The sequence below is a fragment of the Paraburkholderia sp. BL9I2N2 genome, assembly GCF_004339745.1.
Lineage (GTDB): Bacteria > Pseudomonadota > Gammaproteobacteria > Burkholderiales > Burkholderiaceae > Paraburkholderia.
Genome location: NZ_SMGP01000001.1, coordinates 3,647,237 through 3,664,449 on the forward strand (window position 1 = coordinate 3,647,237; position 17,213 = coordinate 3,664,449).

Below are 17,213 nucleotides of genomic sequence, written 5' to 3' on the forward strand. Positions count from 1 at the left end.
ATCTGAAGTGCTGATAGCTCGGATGGCCGTCATGGGTTGACAGCGCGCCGCGGCTATCGCTATAATTTCGCTTCTCTTTTGGGTCGTTAGCTCAGCTGGTAGAGCAGCGGACTTTTAATCCGTTGGTCACAGGTTCGAATCCCGTACGGCCTACCAAAAGATTCAAGGGCTTGCACGCGTTTGCGTGCGAGCCCTTTTCTTTTTGCGGTTCGGGTTGCCTGACGCGTCCGCGCGTGACGCCGCCGCCGTCACCGGCAAATGAGGTGGCTTTTCACGCCGGCTCCCTTCTGCACTTCCCCTTCTCGCGCGCATTTGCACCCAAACTCGCGCAAGAACGCCCGCGAAAATTTATATCACAGCCGCATATAATTGCCGATCAGCGGCTGCCCGCTTTCCTGCGGAAATCTTCGCGTACGCCGACATCTTTTTTGATGACCGCAGACTTTTCCCACAACACTCGCCACCATTTCACACAACGCGATCAGCATTTTCCAGCGTCCAATCTGACCGGCACAAACAGGAAACAACGGACACCGAACAGAACATTTATTGAGACATAAAGACGTGCAATGATCGCCGCCGATTCAGCGAAACCCGCTGCGACTCTGCGTGAGCAGACGCTTTGGCAACGCCGCAGCCCCCTGCGCTTTCATTCCACCGATATGACCAATTTTCTGTTCGACCTGTTCTCGAACCTGGCTTTGCTTGCCATGGTGCTGGCCGCATGTCACCTGTGCAACCGCCTCATCCCCGGCGCTTCGCTCAACGGCTCGCACATATTCGCCGCATTGGCATCGGTTGCACTCCTGCTCGATGCCGCGCTCACCTTTCTGGTGTTCGCCGACTCGCAAAACCGCTACGGCCAGTTCAGCACATCAACTGCGTTCTTCGAGCGCGGCTGCGCGTACCTGCTTGCAATCATCGCCGCTTTCACGTGGCGCCGTGTCGCGCGGGGCGCGAAAGTCGGGGCCGGCAAGGCGCTCGTCGTCCACACGTCTCCGTATTCGAAATCGAACCTGCCGATGTAAGGCACGGCAAGCGCCATCGCGTCGAACGCGTCCGCCGAATCGCCTGCTTTTCCCGCCAGACAAGCCACATGAGCAACGGGAACGGTCCTTGCGAATGCCCGCGCCGTCGCCTATAACTTCCGAAGACCGAGTGTTACCCCGAGTTACCGCTTGCGCCCGTCGCCGGGCACTTGCCGCTGTATTGCACCACCGCTGTTCAATCAGTCGAAGGCAACTCACCCAACGAGGAACATCTTGGATCTCGAAACCGTACGCGTCTTCATCATGACCCGAGGCATCGACCTCGGCACCAAGGTCGTCGGGGCGATCGTTCTGTGGATCGTCGGCCGTTGGCTCATCGGCCTGATCACCGGCTTACTGCGCAAGGTGCTGGCGCGTAACGGCCGGGTCGATCCCACGCTAGCGCATTATCTCGGCTCGATTCTCGGCGCACTGCTGAACCTGCTGCTGATACTCGCGATCCTGCAGGTGTTCGGTGTCCAGACGACGTCGTTCGCCGCACTGCTCGCCGGCTTCGGCCTCGCCATCGGCACCGCTTGGGGCGGCCTGCTTGGCCACTTCGCGGCGGGCGTATTCATGCAGGTGTTGCGACCGTTCAAGGTCGGCGATTTCGTCACCGCGGGCGGCGTCACCGGCACGGTTTCGGAGTTGGGTCTGTTTGGCACGACCATCGTGACGCCGGACAACGTGACGACCATCGTCGGCAACAACAAGATCTTTTCCGACACGATCTCGAACTACAGCATCCTCCCGGTGCGGCGTGTCGAGCTGACTGCGAAAATCGCCAACGGCGTCGATCCAACGGATGCGATGAACCGGTTGAAGGCCGCCGTCACGCAGATTCCGAATGTGGCAGAGAGTCCCGCGCCGGACATCGAAGTGCTGAGCTTCACGCCGGAAGGCCCCCTGCTTTGCGTGCGGCCTTACGCGCACAATGAGCACTACTGGCAGGTCTATTTCGACACCAATCGCGCGATCATCCAGACGTTCAAGGAAGCCGGCTACCCGACGCCGGAAACGCCGCTGGCGCCGCGTGCGGTGACCTGAGCATCGTCGTGCGACGCGGATTGCTCGCGTCGTCGATTGTTAAATCCACGAGATTCAGAAGTACCAAACGAAAACGGCGTCGCGAGATTCGCGACGCCGTTTTTTTCATCTGGCTAGCAGTGCGATAAAAACGTCAGTGGCTACCCGGATTTGACGCGTTCTTACGCATCATCTTCCACACCGCGCCAAGCACGACGGGCACGATCGCCGCGCCGATACCCACCAGCACGATCACATTCAGATACTGACGGATAAACGGAATGTTGCCGAAGAAGTAGCCGAGCAGCGTCAGCAGCAACACCCAGAAAAACGCGCCGGCAAAGTTGAACAACTGAAACCGGCTCACCGTCATTTCCGATGCACCCGCAACGAACGGGGCGAAGGTCCGCACCACCGGAATGAAACGCGCGAGCACGATGGTTTTGCCGCCATGCTTCTCATAGAAGTTGTGCGTCTTCTGCAGCGCGCTGCGATCGAGAAAGCGTTCGAGGAAAGGAATGTGCGAATTGAACACCCGCGGCCCGATGGCTCGCCCGATCATATAGTTCACGGTATTGCCGCCGATGGCCGCCACGAGCAGCAGCACGATCAGCAAACCAATATTCATCTCGCCGGTCGCGCAAAAAGCACCGCCGATGAACAGAAGCGAATCGCCTGGCAGAAACGGCAGAATGACGAGCCCGGTTTCGCAGAACACGATCAGAAACAGCACCGCGTAGACCCAGGCGCCGTACACGTGAATAAAATCTCCGAGGAACTTGTCGATGTGCAAGACAAGGTTGACGAAATGTAGCAACGTGTCCAAAGAGAATCCTTTATTAAGCGAATGTGACGGTGGCGGAAACGGCCGTATCAACAGGCCTGTCAGCGATGGCGGCAAGCGCTCCCTCGCCGCCGGAAATTGACCGCGTCATGATACAGAAAGTGCCCCGCTACAATTAAAAAACTCCCGCGTTGGGGTGCGCTTGCCCGCGCTGCAGGCTTGGCGCGCCGAATCGCTATAATTTCGCCATGTCCGAATTCTCCGAAACGCCTGCCGGCCTCGACGCCGCGGCCGCGATTTCCGCCGCCGCGCCCGCCCCACGCCCGTTACGCGCGATCCAGCCCCTTCCCGATCAGTTGATCAGCCAGATCGCCGCCGGCGAAGTGGTCGAGCGGCCGGCCTCGGTCGTCAAGGAACTGCTGGAAAATGCACTCGATGCGGGCGCGCAGTCGCTGCGCATCCTGCTCGACGAAGGCGGCGTCAAGCGCATCTCGATCACCGACGACGGCTGCGGCATCCCCGAGAACGAACTCGTGCTGGCGCTGATGCGCCATGCCACCAGCAAAATCCGCTCGCTTGCCGAACTGGAAGCGGTTGCTACGCTGGGTTTCCGCGGCGAGGCGCTGGCCTCGATCGCCTCGGTCGCGCAGATGACCATCACGAGCCGCACGTCCGACGCGGCGCACGCGGTGCGCGTGGACGCGGAAACCGGCGTGCTCAGTCCCGCGGCCGGCACTCAGGGCACCACGATCGAAGTCCGCGAGTTGTACTTCAACACGCCGGCGCGCCGCAAGTTTCTGAAGAGCGAGCAGACCGAACTCGGCCATTGTCTCGAACAGATTCGCCGCGCGGCGCTGGCGCGGCCGGATGTCGCGATTTCGGTGCTGCATAACGGCAAGGCGGTCGAACACTGGAACGCCAGCGAGCCGCCGGTGCGGGTTGCGAAGATTCTCGGCGAGACGTTCGCAATGGCCCATCTGCCGCTCGACGAATCCGCCGGACCGCTTGCCGTCTACGGTTGCGCGGGCCTGCCGACCGCGAGCCGCGGACGTGCCGATCAGCAGTATTTTTTCGTCAACGGCCGCTTTGTGCGCGACAAGCTGCTCACGCACGCCGTGCGCGCCGCGTATGAAGATGTCTTGCATGGCGAGCGCTATCCGTCCTACGTGCTGTTCCTCGATCTGCCGCCTGAAGCGGTCGATGTGAACGTGCATCCATCGAAGATCGAAGTGCGGTTCCGCGATTCGCGCTCGATCCACCAGTTCGTGTTCCACGCCGTGCAGCGCGCGCTGGCGCGGCATGCGGGCGCATCGCCGGAAACGACGGCGGGCGGGCATGCGGCGCATCTGGAGCCGTCCGTTGGTGGGCCCGCTTCGTTTGGCGCAACGCCGCTGGGTGCGCTGGGTGGAGCGGGCGTCGGCGGTACCAGCTTTGGTGCGGGCAGCGGTGCAAGCCGCATCGGCGGCGGTTTTGGTGGTGCATCAGGCGGCAGCTTCGGAGCGTCGTCACAGCCCGGCAATACCTGGATGCGCCAGGCGCGCATGACTCAAGGTACGCTGCCGGTCGCGCAACCGCTCGCGTTTTACGACGCGCTCTTCGGCCGCAAAGACACCAACGCCGGCACAGCGGAAGGCGCCACGCTCTTCGAGGCGCGCGATTCGGCCGCCGAATCGCCATCGCCGTACAACACGTCCGCGCCCTACCCGGCCCCCGCTTTTCATGCCGCCGACGAACAGCCTCTCGGCTTCGCACTCGGCCAGATCCACGGCATCTATGTGCTGGCGCAGAACGCGCACGGTCTGGTGATCGTCGACATGCACGCGGCACACGAGCGCATTCTGTACGAGCAGTTCAAAAACGCGTTGGCCGATCGCACGATTGCCGTGCAACCGCTGCTGATCCCGCAATCGATGCAGGCCGACCCGGTCGAAATCGGCACGGTGGAAGAAGAGCGCGACACGCTCGATGCGCTCGGCTTCGACCTCGCCGTACTGTCGCCGACCACGCTTGCGATCCGCGCGGTGCCGGCGCTGCTGAAAGACGCCGATCTGCAGGTGCTGGCGCGCGCGGTCCTCTCCGACCTGCATGCGTTCGGCGGCTCGCGCGTGTTGACCGAACGTCAGCACGAACTGCTCGGCACGCTCGCCTGCCATCACGCGGTGCGCGCGAACCGGCGTCTGACGCTCGATGAAATGAACGCGCTGCTGCGTCAGATGGAAGCCACCGAGCGCGCCGATCAATGCAATCACGGGCGTCCCACGTGGTACCAGTTGACGCTGTCCGATCTCGATCGGTTGTTCATGCGTGGTCAGTGACGTGACGCTGTTTCGACGGGCGCCCGCTTGCCCATGACTTCACGCATAACCACGGTTATTCCGTGCCTGCTCGGCCCGACCGCATCCGGCAAAACCGCTGCCGCACTGGCGCTCGCCGCGCGGCGCCCGGTGGAAATCATCAGTGTCGATTCGGCGCTGGTCTATCGCGAGATGGATATCGGCACGGCCAAACCGACCGCTGAAGAACGCGCGGTGGCGCCGCATCATCTGATCGATATCGTCGATCCGACCGACGCCTATTCCGCCGCGCAATTTCGCGCCGACACCTTGCGGCTGACCGGCGAGATCCATGCGCGCGGGCGTCTGCCGCTGCTGGTCGGCGGCACCATGCTGTACTACAAGGCGCTCACGCAAGGGCTCAACGATTTGCCCGCCGCCGACGCAGACGTGCGCGCCACGCTAGATGCCGACGCCGCACGCGAAGGCTGGCCTGCCCTGCACGCGCGGCTTGCCTCGGTCGATCCCGTGACGGCCGCGCGCCTCGCGCCGAACGATTCGCAGCGGATTCAGCGGGCGCTCGAAGTTTTCATGCTGACCGGACGGGCCATGTCCGCTTTGCTGGCCGAGCCCGCCCGACAGGACGACGCTGCGGCCGCGTGGCGCTTCGTGCCGATTACGCTGGAGCCGTCCGAGCGCGGCGTGCTCCATGCGCGCATCGAGAAGCGCTTCGATGCGATGCTGGCCGGCGGTTTCGTCGATGAAGTGGTGAAATTGCGCGAACGCGGCGATTTATCGCCCGAGATGCCGTCCATGCGTTGCGTGGGCTACCGGCAGGTCTGGGAGTATCTGGATGGCGCCGTCGATTATTCGACCATGCGCGACAAAGGCGTCTTCGCAACGCGGCAGTTATGCAAGCGGCAGCTCACATGGCTGCGCAGCATGACAGAGCGCTTGGTGGTGGATTGCTGCGATCCGCACGCGACGGCGCGGGTGCTTGAAGCGATTGAAGCGTTGCTTTGAAATTGTGAAGCTTTGAACTCGCGCGGCGCCAACTATCGCACACCGCGCGGGTCCCAACAGCCTTTAGACCACTACCGTCTGAGCTTCACCGGCCGCGCTTTCGCGAATCACGCCGATCTTCCAGACTTGCTCACCGGCAGCCGACAGCAGACCGATCGCCGCCTCAGCATCCGCAGCGGACACGATCACGGCCATGCCGATACCGCAGTTGAACACCCGATGCATTTCCGCATCCGCCACGCCGCCGTGCTTTTGCAGCCACGAGAACAGCGGCGGCAACGGCCAGCCGCGATGATCCAACTCAGCCGTCAGGCCTTCACGCAGCACGCGCGGAATATTCTCGACGAGGCCGCCACCGGTGATGTGCGCCATGCCCTTGACAGCGATCTGCTGCATCAGCGCCAGCAGCGGCTTCACGTAAATGTGCGTGGGCGCCATCAGCGCGTCGGCGAGCGACCGGCCGTCGAAATCCGCGTTCAGATCAGGCTGCGCGCGCTCGATGATTTTGCGCACCAGCGAAAACCCGTTCGAATGGATGCCGCTCGAAGCCAGACCCAGCACGATGTCGCCCGGGGCGATGGTGCTGCCGTCGATAATCTTGCTCTTTTCCACCGCACCGACCGCGAAACCGGCCAGATCGTACTCGCCGTCCGGGTACATGCCCGGCATTTCCGCCGTCTCGCCGCCGATCAGCGCGCAGCCCGACAGTTCGCAGCCATGCGCAATACCCTTGACAACCGTTGCCGCCGTGCCCACATCCAGCTTGCCGCAGGCGAAATAGTCGAGGAAGAACAGAGGCTCGGCGCCCTGCACGAGAATGTCGTTCACGCTCATCGCGACCAGATCCTGGCCGACGGTGTCGTGTTTGTTCAGCTGAAAAGCGAGACGCAGCTTGGTGCCGACGCCGTCCGTGCCGGACACCAGCACCGGCTCCTTGTACTTCTTCGGCACTTCGAACAGCGCGCCGAACCCGCCGATGCCACCCAGCACGCCGTCGCGCATCGTCTTTTTGGCAAAGGGCTTGATCGCGTCGACAAGGGCGTCGCCCGCGTCGATGTCCACGCCGGCGTCGCGATACGACAGACCTTGGGCCGAATCAGTTGAATTCGGGGCGGATTTCGGTTGATTCATGGGGAAGAGCTCGAAGGTCGGTAAAATGCGATTTTACCCGATGCCGGCCGACTGGCTGGAATTTGCATCATCCTTAATGATCCGGTCGCGACGACACCTGGGAAACAACCTTGCACGAGAACTCCTCGAATCTGACGCCGGTTCAGCGGCGCGCCTTCATCTGGCTGGCTATCGCGCTGGGCGTCGGCATTCTGCTCTGGCTGCTGAGTCCGGTCCTCACGCCGTTTCTGCTCGGCGCGATTCTCGCGTACATTCTGCAACCGGGCGTCGCGTGGATGGTGCGCCGGCGCGTGCCGCGCGGTCTCGCCGCCTTGCTGATGATGCTGCTCTTCACGCTGCTGATGACGCTGCTGGTGCTGCTGGTGCTCGCCGTCATCCAGAAAGAAGGGCCGCAGTTGCGGCAGCAGGTCCCCGTGCTATTCACGCACGTGAACGCCTGGCTGCAACCCAAGCTCGCCATGCTGGGACTCGCCGATTCACTCGATTTCGCCAGCATCCGCGATCTCATGATGGGGCAACTGGAAGGCAGCGCGCAGACCGTGGCGATGTATGCGTGGACCTCCATCCGCACGAGCGGCAATGTAATGATGACGCTGGTCGGCAACGTGGTGATGGTGCCGCTCGTGCTGTTCTACCTGCTGTACGACTGGAACCGCATGCTCGCCCGCGTGCAGATCGTGGTGCCGCGCCGCTGGCTCGACAAGACGCTGCAGCTCGCGCACGACATGGACCAGATGCTGTCGCAATACCTGCGCGGCCAGTTGCTCGTGATGGGCGTGCTCGCCGCGTACTATGCGATTGCGCTGAGCCTCGCGCGCTTCGAGATCGCGTTGCCGGTCGGTATTTTCACGGGACTCGCGGTGTTCATCCCGTACATTGGTTTTGCCACCGGCCTCGCGCTGGCGCTGCTCGCGGCGCTGCTGCAATTCGGCGACTGGTACGGCTTCGGCGCGGTGGCAGTGATTTACGGTGTCGGCCAGATCCTGGAAAGCTTTTTTCTCACGCCGCGCCTGGTCGGTGAACGGATCGGCCTGCACCCGCTCGCGGTGATTTTCGCGTTGCTCGCGTTCGGGCAGTTGTTCGGCTTTTTCGGCGTATTGCTGGCGTTGCCGGTCAGCGCGATTCTGTCGGTCGCCCTGCGCGAGTTGCGGCAAAGCTATCTGACGAGCACGCTTTATAACAACTGATTGCTCTTTGACTATTTCGGCCCGTTCTGCGGGCCATTTGCGGCCCAAGCCTCATTTTCGGCATTCACCTACTGTGCTTCGTCAACTGACGCTCGATCTCGGCACCCCGCCGCCATCGACATTCGACAATTTCTTCGCCGGTGCCAACGCGGAGCTGGTCACGCGCTTGCGCGAGCTCGAGAACGCGCTCGCCGCCGGGCCGGTCGCCGATCGCACGTTCTACATCTGGGGTGAGTCCGGCAGCGGCCGCACGCACCTGTTGCAGGCGCTCGTGCACGAAGCGTCGCCGGGGCACGCGCGTTTCGCCGGCCCGCAGAGCAGTCTCGCCGCCTTCAGCTTCGACCCGCGCGTCGCGCTCTATGCAATCGACGATTGCGACGGCCTGTCGGCCGCGCAGCAGATCGCCGTCTTCAACCTGTTCAACGAAGTGCGCGCGCATCCCACCAGCGCGCTGGTCGCCGCGGGCAACGCGCCGCCCATCGGCATGACGGTGCGCGAGGATCTGCGCACGCGCCTCGGCTGGGGACTCGTGTTCCATCTCGCGCCGCTGCCGGACGAAGGCAAGGCCGCAGTGCTGAAACACGCGGCGCGCGAGCGCGGCATCATGCTCGCCGACGACGTGCCGGCCTACCTGCTCACGCATTTTCGCCGCGACATGCCGAGTCTGATGGCGCTGCTCGACGCGCTCGACCGCTTCTCGCTCGAACAGAAACGCGCGGTCACGCTGCCGCTGTTGCGTACCATGCTGGCTTCGCCGGACGCCGAAGAGCGGCGCGCTGTGCCGACCTCAGCGGCCTCATCCGCGTCATCCGCCGCTTCAAGTAAAATAGGCCCCCATGGCTAACCTCGCACTCTTCGACCTCGACCACACGCTCATCCCCACCGACAGCGACCACGAATGGGGCCGCTTCATGGTGAAACACGGCATGGTCGACGCCGAAAATTTCGCCCGTGAAAACGACCGCTTTTTCGCCGACTACAAAGCCGGCAGGCTCGACATTCACGCCTATCTGATCGCCATGCTCACGCCGCTTTCGAAGTACACGCGCGCGCAGCTGGCCGACTTCCACGCGCAGTACATGCACGAAGTCATCAAGCCGGCGATTTTCCCCGTCGCTCTCGAACTGGTGAAGCAGCACCGCGAAGCGGGCGACCTGTGTTGCGTGGTCACCGCCACCAACGAATTCATCACCCGCCCGATCGCTCAGGCATTCGGCGTCGACACGCTGATCGCCTGCGAAGCGGAAACCGTCGACGGCGAGCCGCATTCGCCGTACACCGGCCGCCCCACCGGCACGCCGAGCTACAAGGAAGGCAAGATCGTGCGCACCGAAGCATGGCTCGCCTCGCTCGGCAAGACGTGGAGCGACTTCGAGCGCAGCTATTTCTATAGCGATTCGCACAACGACATTCCGCTGCTCGAAAAAGTCACGGACCCGATCGCGACCAATCCGGACGACACATTGCGCGCCCATGCGCAGGCCAAAGGCTGGCGCATCCTCGAACTCTTTCAACCCTCGTGATCAAAAAACTTATCCGCAAGCTATTCGGCCAGGACTCGGCGCCCGCTGACGACAGCCTGCCCGCCGAAGCCGAAGCAGACGAAACCGGCAACGCACCGGCGCGCGCATCGTCAAGTGCCAGCAAGGCGCGCCGCAAACCCGCCCGCGCACCCGTCAAGACCGTGCGTGACCCGGACGTGCCGGTCATCATTCCTCACGACGTGCACGGCATCGACCAGGCGCTGATCTCGAGGAACGCGATTCGCGTCACCGAAGGTCTGCAACAGGCGGGGCACCGCGCGTTCATCGTCGGCGGCGCGGTGCGCGATCTGCTGCTCGGCATCAAGCCGAAAGACTTCGACGTCGCCACCGACGCCACGCCCGAACAAGTGCAGAAGCTGTTCCGCCGCGCGCGCATCATCGGCCGCCGGTTTCAGATCGTGCATGTGCAGTTCGGCCAGGAAATCATCGAGACCTCGACGTTTCGCGCACTGGTCGATCCGCCCGCGGCAGACGCGCCTCCGGCCCGTCGCCTGAAACGCGACGAGCTCGACCGCCGCACGCACGCGGTGGATGCAAGCGGCCGCGTGTTGCGCGACAACGTGTGGGGCGAGCAGCACGAAGACGCCACGCGCCGCGACTTCACGATCAACGCGATGTACTACGATCCGGCCACGCAAACCGTGCTGGACTATCACAACGGCATGGCCGACATGCGCGCGCGTCTGTTGCGCATGATCGGCGATCCGGCCACGCGGTATCGCGAAGATCCGGTGCGCATGCTGCGCGTGGTGCGTTTCGCGGCGAAGCTCGACTTCGAGATCGAGGACAGCACGCGTGAGCCGATCGCCAACATGGCCGATCTGATCAACAACGTGCCCGCCGCGCGTCTCTTCGACGAGATGCTCAAGCTGATGCTGTCGGGCCATGCGCTCGCGTGTTTGAAACGCCTGCGCCAGGAAGGCCTGCATCATGGCCTGCTGCCCTTGCTCGACGTGGTGCTCGAGCAACCTATCGGCGAGAAGTTCATCACGTTGGCCCTGAACAACACAGATGCCCGCGTGCGCGCCGGCAAGCCGGTGTCGCCGGGCTTCCTGTTCGCCACGTTGTTGTGGCACGACGTGCAGCAGCGCTGGCAAAAATTTGAAGCGAACGGCGAATATCCGGTACCCGCACTGCATCGCGCGATGGACGACGTCCTCGACATGCAAACGGAGAAACTCGCGATCCACAAGCGCTTCTCGTCGGATATGCGCGAGATCTGGGGCCTGCAGTTGCGCCTCGAAAAACGCTCCGGAAGAAGTGCGCTGAAGCTGCTGGAACACCAAAGATTTAGAGCGGGGTATGATTTCCTCCTGTTGCGCTGCGAATCGGGCGAACTCGATGAGTCGGTCGGTGCGTGGTGGACGGAGTTCATTGAAGGAGACATCGCCGCACGTGAGGCATTGCTCACGCAAGGCGGGAAGGACCGAAGCCCCAGAAAACGACGGCGGCGCAGCAGTGGCGCCAGAAACCGCAAGCCGGGTGACGGATTGGAGGGCGGTACGCCAGCCGAACGCACAGCCGACGACGCGAGCCATGACGGCCCGCACGAAGACTGACCTAGCGTTCGCTGTTGCCGTCGAACGAAAGTTGCAGGAAGTTATGCCATGACGGTTGCTTATCTCGGCCTCGGCGCGAATCTCGGGGACGCGCGCCAGACCCTGAAAGACGCGGTGGTGTGCCTCGCACAACAGCACACCATCACCGTGCTCGCCAAGTCGAGCCTGTATCGCACTGCCCCGATCGACGCGGGCGGTGACGATTATTTCAACTGCGTCGTGAAGATCGATACGACGCTCCCCGTGCGGCATCTGCTTGCGCTGTGCCACAAGATCGAGCATCAGTTCGGCCGCGAGCGGCCGTTTCGCAATGCCCCGCGCACGCTCGATCTGGACATTCTGCTGTTCGGCGATCAATCGATCGACGAAGCCGATCTGATCGTGCCGCATCCACGTTTGATCGAACGCGCTTTCGCGCTGGTGCCGCTCATCGAGATCGACCCCACGCTGGTCATCCCGCAACATGGCCGCGCCGAAGCGCTGCTCAGCGGCGTGAGCGATCAGCGCATCGAGAAGGTGAAGGGGCCTTGCCAGTGTCCTATGCTCAATGCATTGGCCGCCGAGAGCACGCCACCCAAAGGCCGCTGCGAATGAATTCAACGCCGCTCACCGTCACGGCGCCGCAACTGCGGCCTCCGTTCGGCTATCTCGCGATCGAAGGGCCGATCGGCGTCGGCAAGACGTCGCTCGCACGCCGCCTCGCGCAGCGCTGGTCGATGCACGAACTGTTCGAACGGCCGCAGGACAATCCTTTCCTCGAACGCTTTTATCGCGACACCGCGCGTTACGCGTTGCCCACGCAACTGCACTTTGCCTTGCAGCGCGCGCAGCAGGCGCAGGACGTGAGCACGGCGCACTTGTCGGGCACGCCGCTGATCGCCGATTTCATGACGCAGAAGAACGACATCTTCGCGCGTCTGACGCTACAGGAAGACGAGTGGCAGTTGTATCGCGCGCTTGCCGCGCGGATCGACGTCAACGCGCCGGCGCCCGACTTCGTGGTCTATCTGCAGGCGAGTCCCGAGGTGCTGTTCGCGCGCATCCAGAAGCGCGCGGTGCCAATGGAACTGCAGATTTCCGACGCGTATTTGCACGCGCTGTGCGACGCGTACAACGAGTTTTTCTATCACTACGACCGCACGCCCGTGCTGACGGTCAACGCCGAACACCTCAATCCGCTCGACTCGGACGCGGACCTTGCGCTGCTCGCCGAACGCATCGAAACCATGCGCGGCCGCAAGGAGTTCTTTGTCAAAGGCACGTCGCTGTAAGCGGCGCCGCCACCTCTCTTTTCTCAACGGATTGACCCATGACCTATTTGCAGGAAGCGAGCCGGAACGCCATCACCGTGCCGAAACTGCAGGCAATGCGCGATGCCGGCGAAAAAATCGCCATGCTCACCTGCTACGACGCGAGCTTTGCCGCGCTGCTGGATCGCGCGGGCGTCGACGTGCTGTTGATCGGCGACTCGCTCGGCAACGTGCTGCAAGGCCAGACGACCACCCTGCCCGTGGCGCTCGCCGACATCGCGTATCACACGGCTAGCGTGGCGCGTGCGCGGCCCGCGGCGCTAATCGTGGCCGACTTGCCGTTCGGCACCTACGGCACGCCGGAAGACGCCTTCAGAAGCTCGGTGGAGTTGATGCGCGCCGGCGCGCAGATGGTGAAGCTCGAAGGCGGCGAATGGCTCGCGGACACGGTGCGCTTCCTGGTGGAACGTTCGATTCCCGTATGCGCGCACGTCGGTCTGACGCCGCAATCCGTGCATGCGTTCGGCGGCTTCAAGGTGCAAGGCAAAACCGAGGCGGGCGCGACGCAGTTGATGCGCGACTCGCTCGCCGTCCAGCAGGCCGGCGCGCAGTTGATCGTGATGGAAGCGATTCCGACGCTGCTCGCAAGCGACGTGACGAAACAGTTGCGCATTCCGACGATCGGCATCGGCGCGGGCGTGGATTGTTCGGGTCAGGTGCTGGTGCTGCACGACATGCTGGGCATTTTCCCCGGCAAACGGCCGCGCTTTGTGAAGGATTTCATGCAAGGGCAGCCGAGTATTCTGGCGGCCGTGGAAGCGTACGTGTCTGCGGTGAAGGACGGTTCGTTTCCTGGGCCGGAGCACACGTTCTGAGTTTCAAGCGATAGAGAATGCGGCGGAACGGGCGTCTTCGCGCCCGTTTTGAGACCGATCCGATATCGTATGCAAAGCTGGTTGTCTGTCTTCGTCTTCCTGTTAATGCGGCTTGGCCGCGAGCCGGGGAGAGACCACCATGAGCCCATTTTGCCTGATCGATGTAGCGGGAATCCGCGACCACGCCACCGTACCTCATGACGTGCGGGAATCCGCCTGGCATGCGCGCCTGACCGGCTGGATGGCTCGGCTACGGCATGTTCTTCACGGCTGAAGCTCCAGCGGCCGGCCTGCACCGCGTTGCCTACTGCGGTCAGCGGCTTGCTCTCTCGCCTCTCTCAGTCCACAATCCGCGCCGGTACCGCGCCTCGCAGCGCATTGCACACCATTAGCGCTTCGGCGTTTTGCAAATCCGTCCGGCTCAGCACACGTTCGGCCACCTGCAAATCCGACACGTCCTCGAGTAGAACGCCGCGCATCACGCCGGGTAGTACGCCCGACACAAGCGGCGGTGTCCACCAGCGCCCACCCAACTTCACCAACACATTCGAACGGCCGCCTTCGGTCAACTCGCCTTGCGCGTTGAAGAACAACGTATCGAATGCGCCCTTCGCTTCGGCTTCGCGCCAGCCGCGATCGTATTCGGCGCGGCGCGTCGTTTTGTGGCGTAGCAGCGGGTCGGCGGCGTCGGTTGCCGGGAAAGCGTGATCGGGTCCAAGCAGCACGCCGACTGTCGATTCGGCTAGCGGCGTCAATACCGCGGCAGTGATCTGTATCGTGCCGTTTTTGCTCAACGCAAGCCGCATGCGATGCGGCGTGTGCGCAGGCAGCGACGCACACTTCGCCGCGATCTCTGCGCTAATGGCGTTTGCGTCGTCAAGTTTGAAGCCGAGCGTCGCGGCGCTCGACGAGAGCCGTGCGAGATGGCGTGATAGATGCCGCACGCCCTCTTCGCGTGTCGCATACATCGTTTCGAATAGCTCGAAACCCGGCTCGGCGCCGGTCAGAAAGCTGGCCTTCAATTGGCACTCCGCATATTCGTCTGTGGCGATGCTGTCGAGCACGATGCCCGCGCCGACGCCCATCTTGCCTTCTAGTTGGCCAGTTTGTGTCGACCGGCTCAACGTCAGCGTGCGGATCGCGACGGATAAGCAGAAGTCGCCACAGGCGGTCTGGTTTGCTTCGAGCGTGGTTGTGTCTGTGGGATCAGCAGCCGATGAAGGCGCATCCAGCCAACCAATCGCGCCGGTATAGAGCCCGCGTGGCGTGCTCTCGAGTTCATCGATCAACTGCATCGTGCGATGCTTCGGCGCGCCGGTGATCGAGCCGCAAGGAAACAACGCGCGCAATATTCCGGCGAACGACGTGCCGGGCCGCAACGTCGCATGCACCGTCGAGGTCATCTGCCACACCGACGCATACGGCTCGACCGAAAACAACGCCGGCACTTTGACCGAGCCTGTTTGCGCGACCCGCGACAGATCATTGCGCAACAGGTCGACGATCATCACGTTTTCGGCGCGGTTTTTCGGATCGTTGCCGAGGAATTCGGCAGCGCGCCGGTCCGCCGCCGGGTCGTCCGAGCGCGGCGCCGTGCCTTTCATCGGCCGCGCACGCAACATCGCGCCCTGCTTCTCGATGAAGAGCTCCGGTGAGCAGGACAGCACCCACTGTCCGCCCGGCAACGCGATCAGCGCGCCATACGGCACCGGCTGACGCGCCCTCAACCGCCGATACAGCGCGGTCGGCGAGCCGAATACGTCGAAACCGAGCCGATACGTGTAGTTGACCTGATACGAATCCCCCGCGCGCAGGGCCGAGTGAATGGCATCGATCGACGCATTGAATTGCGCCGTGTCGACGCTCGCGCGCACGTTGGCCGTACCCGCCACTGATGGCTCGGCCGTGCCTTCGTCGCGCGCCATGAGCCATGTGTCGACCTCTTCGCGAGCAAGCTTCTCGCAATGTTCGAACAATAAAAAACGCAGCGTGGCATCGCCACGCTGCGTTTTCAGAGACTGGTGTACTTCTCCGTCGAGTAGATTCCGGCCGAACTCATAGTCGGCGAGCACGACAGCATGCAAACCTCGCTGCGTCTCAGCGACCACGGTCTCGCACACGGCTTCGAGCTGCGCGGCATCCGCACACACCCGTTCATGCACAAAACCCGTGTACAGACGACTCGAACGGCGCGCCGCCGTCGCGTCGCAATCGTCGAGCAACGCGAACACCGCGTCGCGCTCATCTGCCGTCATACCTACCGCCAACTTCAAACTGCCATTAATCGAAGAAACTCTTCACCCGATCGAACCAGCTCTTGCTTTGCGGACTATGCCGCGAGCCACCCTCGACCAATGCCTTCTCGAACTGCTTGAGCAGATCGCGTTGCGGCTCGGTGAGCTTGACCGGCGTTTCGACTTGCACGTGCACGTACAGATCGCCGGCAATGCTCGAACGCAGCCCCTTGATGCCCTTGCCACGCAGACGGAACGTCTTGCCCGACTGCGTGCCTTCCGGCACGGTGAAGCTGGCGCGGCCCGCGAGGGTCGGCACTTCGATTTCGCCGCCGAGCGCTGCGGTGGTGAACGGAATCGGCATCTGGCAATGCAGATCGTCGCCGTCGCGCTCGAAAACCGAGTGCTGCTTGATGTGAATCTCGACGTACAGATCGCCCGACGGGCCGCCGTTGATACCCGGCTCGCCATTGCCGGCGGAACGGATACGCATGCCGTCGTCGATACCTGCCGGGATCTTCACTTCCAGCGTCTTGGTTTCCTTCACCTTGCCCGCGCCGTGGCAGTGGCCGCACGGTTCAGGAATGTAGGTGCCGGTGCCGTGGCACTTCGGGCAGGTTTGCTGAATGCTGAAAAAGCCTTGCGACATACGCACCGAACCCGAACCGCTACAGGTCGGGCAGGTTTCCGGCTTGGTGCCGGGCTTGGCGCCCGAACCGTGACAGACTTCGCACGAGACCCAGCTCGGCACGCGAATCTGCGTGTCATAGCCGTGTGCGGCCTGTTCCAGCGTGATTTCCATGCTGTAGCGCAGATCGGCGCCGCGATACACCTGCGGGCCGGCGCGGCCGCCGCCGCGTGCGGCACCACCGGCCGCCTGGCCGAAGATGTCGCCGAAGATATCGCCGAATGCGTCGGCAAACCCGCCGAAGCCTTGCGCCCCGGCACCGCCCATGTTCGGATCGACGCCCGCGTGGCCGTACTGATCGTACGCGGCACGCTTTTGCGAGTCCGAGAGCATTTCATAGGCTTCCTTCACCTCTTTGAAATGCTCTTCCGCATCCTTGTTGCCCGGATTGCGGTCGGGGTGGTGCTTCATCGCCAGCTTGCGATAAGCCTTCTTGATTTCGTCGTCGCTCGCGTTCTTTGCGACGCCCAGAACCTCGTAGTAATCCCGTTTCGCCATATCGGTTCAACGCCACTCGCGCAATGCGCACGGTGGCTCCTCTTGAATGCTGGAGTCTCACGACTCGTCCGGCCGTCGTTTCATGCCGCCTGAATGCGGCTCAAAACAACGCC

At 63.0% G+C, this 17,213-nt stretch carries 15 protein-coding genes and 1 tRNA gene; 12 read left to right on the top strand and 4 right to left on the bottom strand.

Translation table 11 applies throughout. The annotated features are described in order from the left end of the window. Window positions 1-80: 80 nt before the first annotated feature. The 3 genes from B0G74_RS16805 (at window position 81) to B0G74_RS16815 (ending at window position 2,075) form a co-directional block, all read left to right on the top strand. Window positions 81-156, top strand: a tRNA-Lys gene (locus tag B0G74_RS16805). A gap of 413 nt (window positions 157-569) precedes the next feature. Further along, complete coding sequence (locus B0G74_RS16810; protein WP_342960130.1) at window positions 570-1,028, top strand: hypothetical protein; 459 nt, start codon at window positions 570-572, stop codon at window positions 1,026-1,028. Window positions 1,029-1,262: 234 nt separating this feature from the next. Then, window positions 1,263-2,075 carry a mechanosensitive ion channel family protein gene (locus tag B0G74_RS16815; protein ID WP_132375980.1) on the top strand — a complete coding sequence of 271 codons (813 nt, stop codon included), beginning with the start codon at window positions 1,263-1,265 and terminating at the stop codon, window positions 2,073-2,075. 133 nt (window positions 2,076-2,208) lie between these two features. On the opposite strand, the gene B0G74_RS16820 is transcribed toward B0G74_RS16815, so the two are convergent. Then, window positions 2,209-2,880 (bottom strand): DedA family protein, encoded by a 672-nt coding sequence (locus B0G74_RS16820; RefSeq protein ID WP_132375981.1) that lies wholly within the window; start codon window positions 2,878-2,880, stop codon window positions 2,209-2,211. Between the two features lie 206 nt (window positions 2,881-3,086). On the opposite strand from B0G74_RS16820, the gene mutL reads away from it, so the two are divergent. Both mutL and miaA read left to right on the top strand, forming a co-directional pair. Further along, entirely contained in the window at window positions 3,087-5,153 is a 2,067-nt protein-coding gene (gene mutL, locus B0G74_RS16825) for a DNA mismatch repair endonuclease MutL (protein WP_132375982.1), read from the top strand. 33 nt (window positions 5,154-5,186) lie between these two features. Then, a complete protein-coding gene (gene miaA / locus B0G74_RS16830) occupies window positions 5,187-6,134 on the top strand; it encodes a tRNA (adenosine(37)-N6)-dimethylallyltransferase MiaA (protein WP_132375983.1) in 948 nt (315 codons plus the stop codon). 63 nt (window positions 6,135-6,197) lie between these two features. Here miaA and purM read toward each other — a convergent pair whose 3' ends face one another. After that, window positions 6,198-7,265, bottom strand: a complete 1,068-nt coding sequence (gene purM / locus B0G74_RS16835; RefSeq protein WP_132375984.1) for a phosphoribosylformylglycinamidine cyclo-ligase — start codon at window positions 7,263-7,265, stop codon at window positions 6,198-6,200. Between the two features lie 110 nt (window positions 7,266-7,375). Between purM and B0G74_RS16840 the strand changes: the two genes are divergently transcribed. The 7 genes from B0G74_RS16840 to panB all read left to right on the top strand — a co-directional run bounded on the left by B0G74_RS16840 (window position 7,376) and on the right by panB (window position 13,680). After that, complete coding sequence (locus B0G74_RS16840; protein ID WP_132375985.1) at window positions 7,376-8,452, top strand: AI-2E family transporter; 1,077 nt, start codon at window positions 7,376-7,378, stop codon at window positions 8,450-8,452. A gap of 73 nt (window positions 8,453-8,525) precedes the next feature. After that, window positions 8,526-9,296, top strand: coding sequence for a DnaA regulatory inactivator Hda (gene hda, locus B0G74_RS16845; protein WP_132375986.1), 771 nt, complete (start codon window positions 8,526-8,528; stop codon window positions 9,294-9,296). After that, complete coding sequence (locus B0G74_RS16850; RefSeq protein ID WP_132375987.1) at window positions 9,289-9,975, top strand: HAD family hydrolase; 687 nt, start codon at window positions 9,289-9,291, stop codon at window positions 9,973-9,975. The genes hda and B0G74_RS16850 overlap by 8 nt, the downstream gene beginning before the upstream one ends. After that, a complete protein-coding gene (gene pcnB, locus B0G74_RS16855; RefSeq protein ID WP_132375988.1) occupies window positions 9,972-11,555 on the top strand; it encodes a polynucleotide adenylyltransferase PcnB in 1,584 nt (527 codons plus the stop codon). The genes B0G74_RS16850 and pcnB overlap by 4 nt, the downstream gene beginning before the upstream one ends. A gap of 48 nt (window positions 11,556-11,603) precedes the next feature. Further along, a complete protein-coding gene (gene folK, locus B0G74_RS16860) occupies window positions 11,604-12,149 on the top strand; it encodes a 2-amino-4-hydroxy-6-hydroxymethyldihydropteridine diphosphokinase (RefSeq protein ID WP_132375989.1) in 546 nt (181 codons plus the stop codon). Further along, window positions 12,146-12,826, top strand: a complete 681-nt coding sequence (locus B0G74_RS16865) for a deoxynucleoside kinase (RefSeq protein ID WP_132375990.1) — start codon at window positions 12,146-12,148, stop codon at window positions 12,824-12,826. The genes folK and B0G74_RS16865 overlap by 4 nt, the downstream gene beginning before the upstream one ends. Before the next feature lie 38 nt (window positions 12,827-12,864). Next, entirely contained in the window at window positions 12,865-13,680 is an 816-nt protein-coding gene (gene panB, locus B0G74_RS16870; protein WP_132375991.1) for a 3-methyl-2-oxobutanoate hydroxymethyltransferase, read from the top strand. 338 nt (window positions 13,681-14,018) lie between these two features. Here panB and pabB read toward each other — a convergent pair whose 3' ends face one another. Together pabB and dnaJ are read right to left on the bottom strand one after the other, a co-directional pair. Further along, window positions 14,019-15,935: an aminodeoxychorismate synthase component I gene (gene pabB / locus B0G74_RS16875; protein WP_132375992.1), complete on the bottom strand. Its 1,917-nt coding sequence runs from the start codon at window positions 15,933-15,935 to the stop codon at window positions 14,019-14,021. A gap of 25 nt (window positions 15,936-15,960) precedes the next feature. Continuing rightward, entirely contained in the window at window positions 15,961-17,100 is a 1,140-nt protein-coding gene (gene dnaJ / locus B0G74_RS16880) for a molecular chaperone DnaJ (RefSeq protein WP_132375993.1), read from the bottom strand. Window positions 17,101-17,213 lie beyond the last annotated feature (113 nt).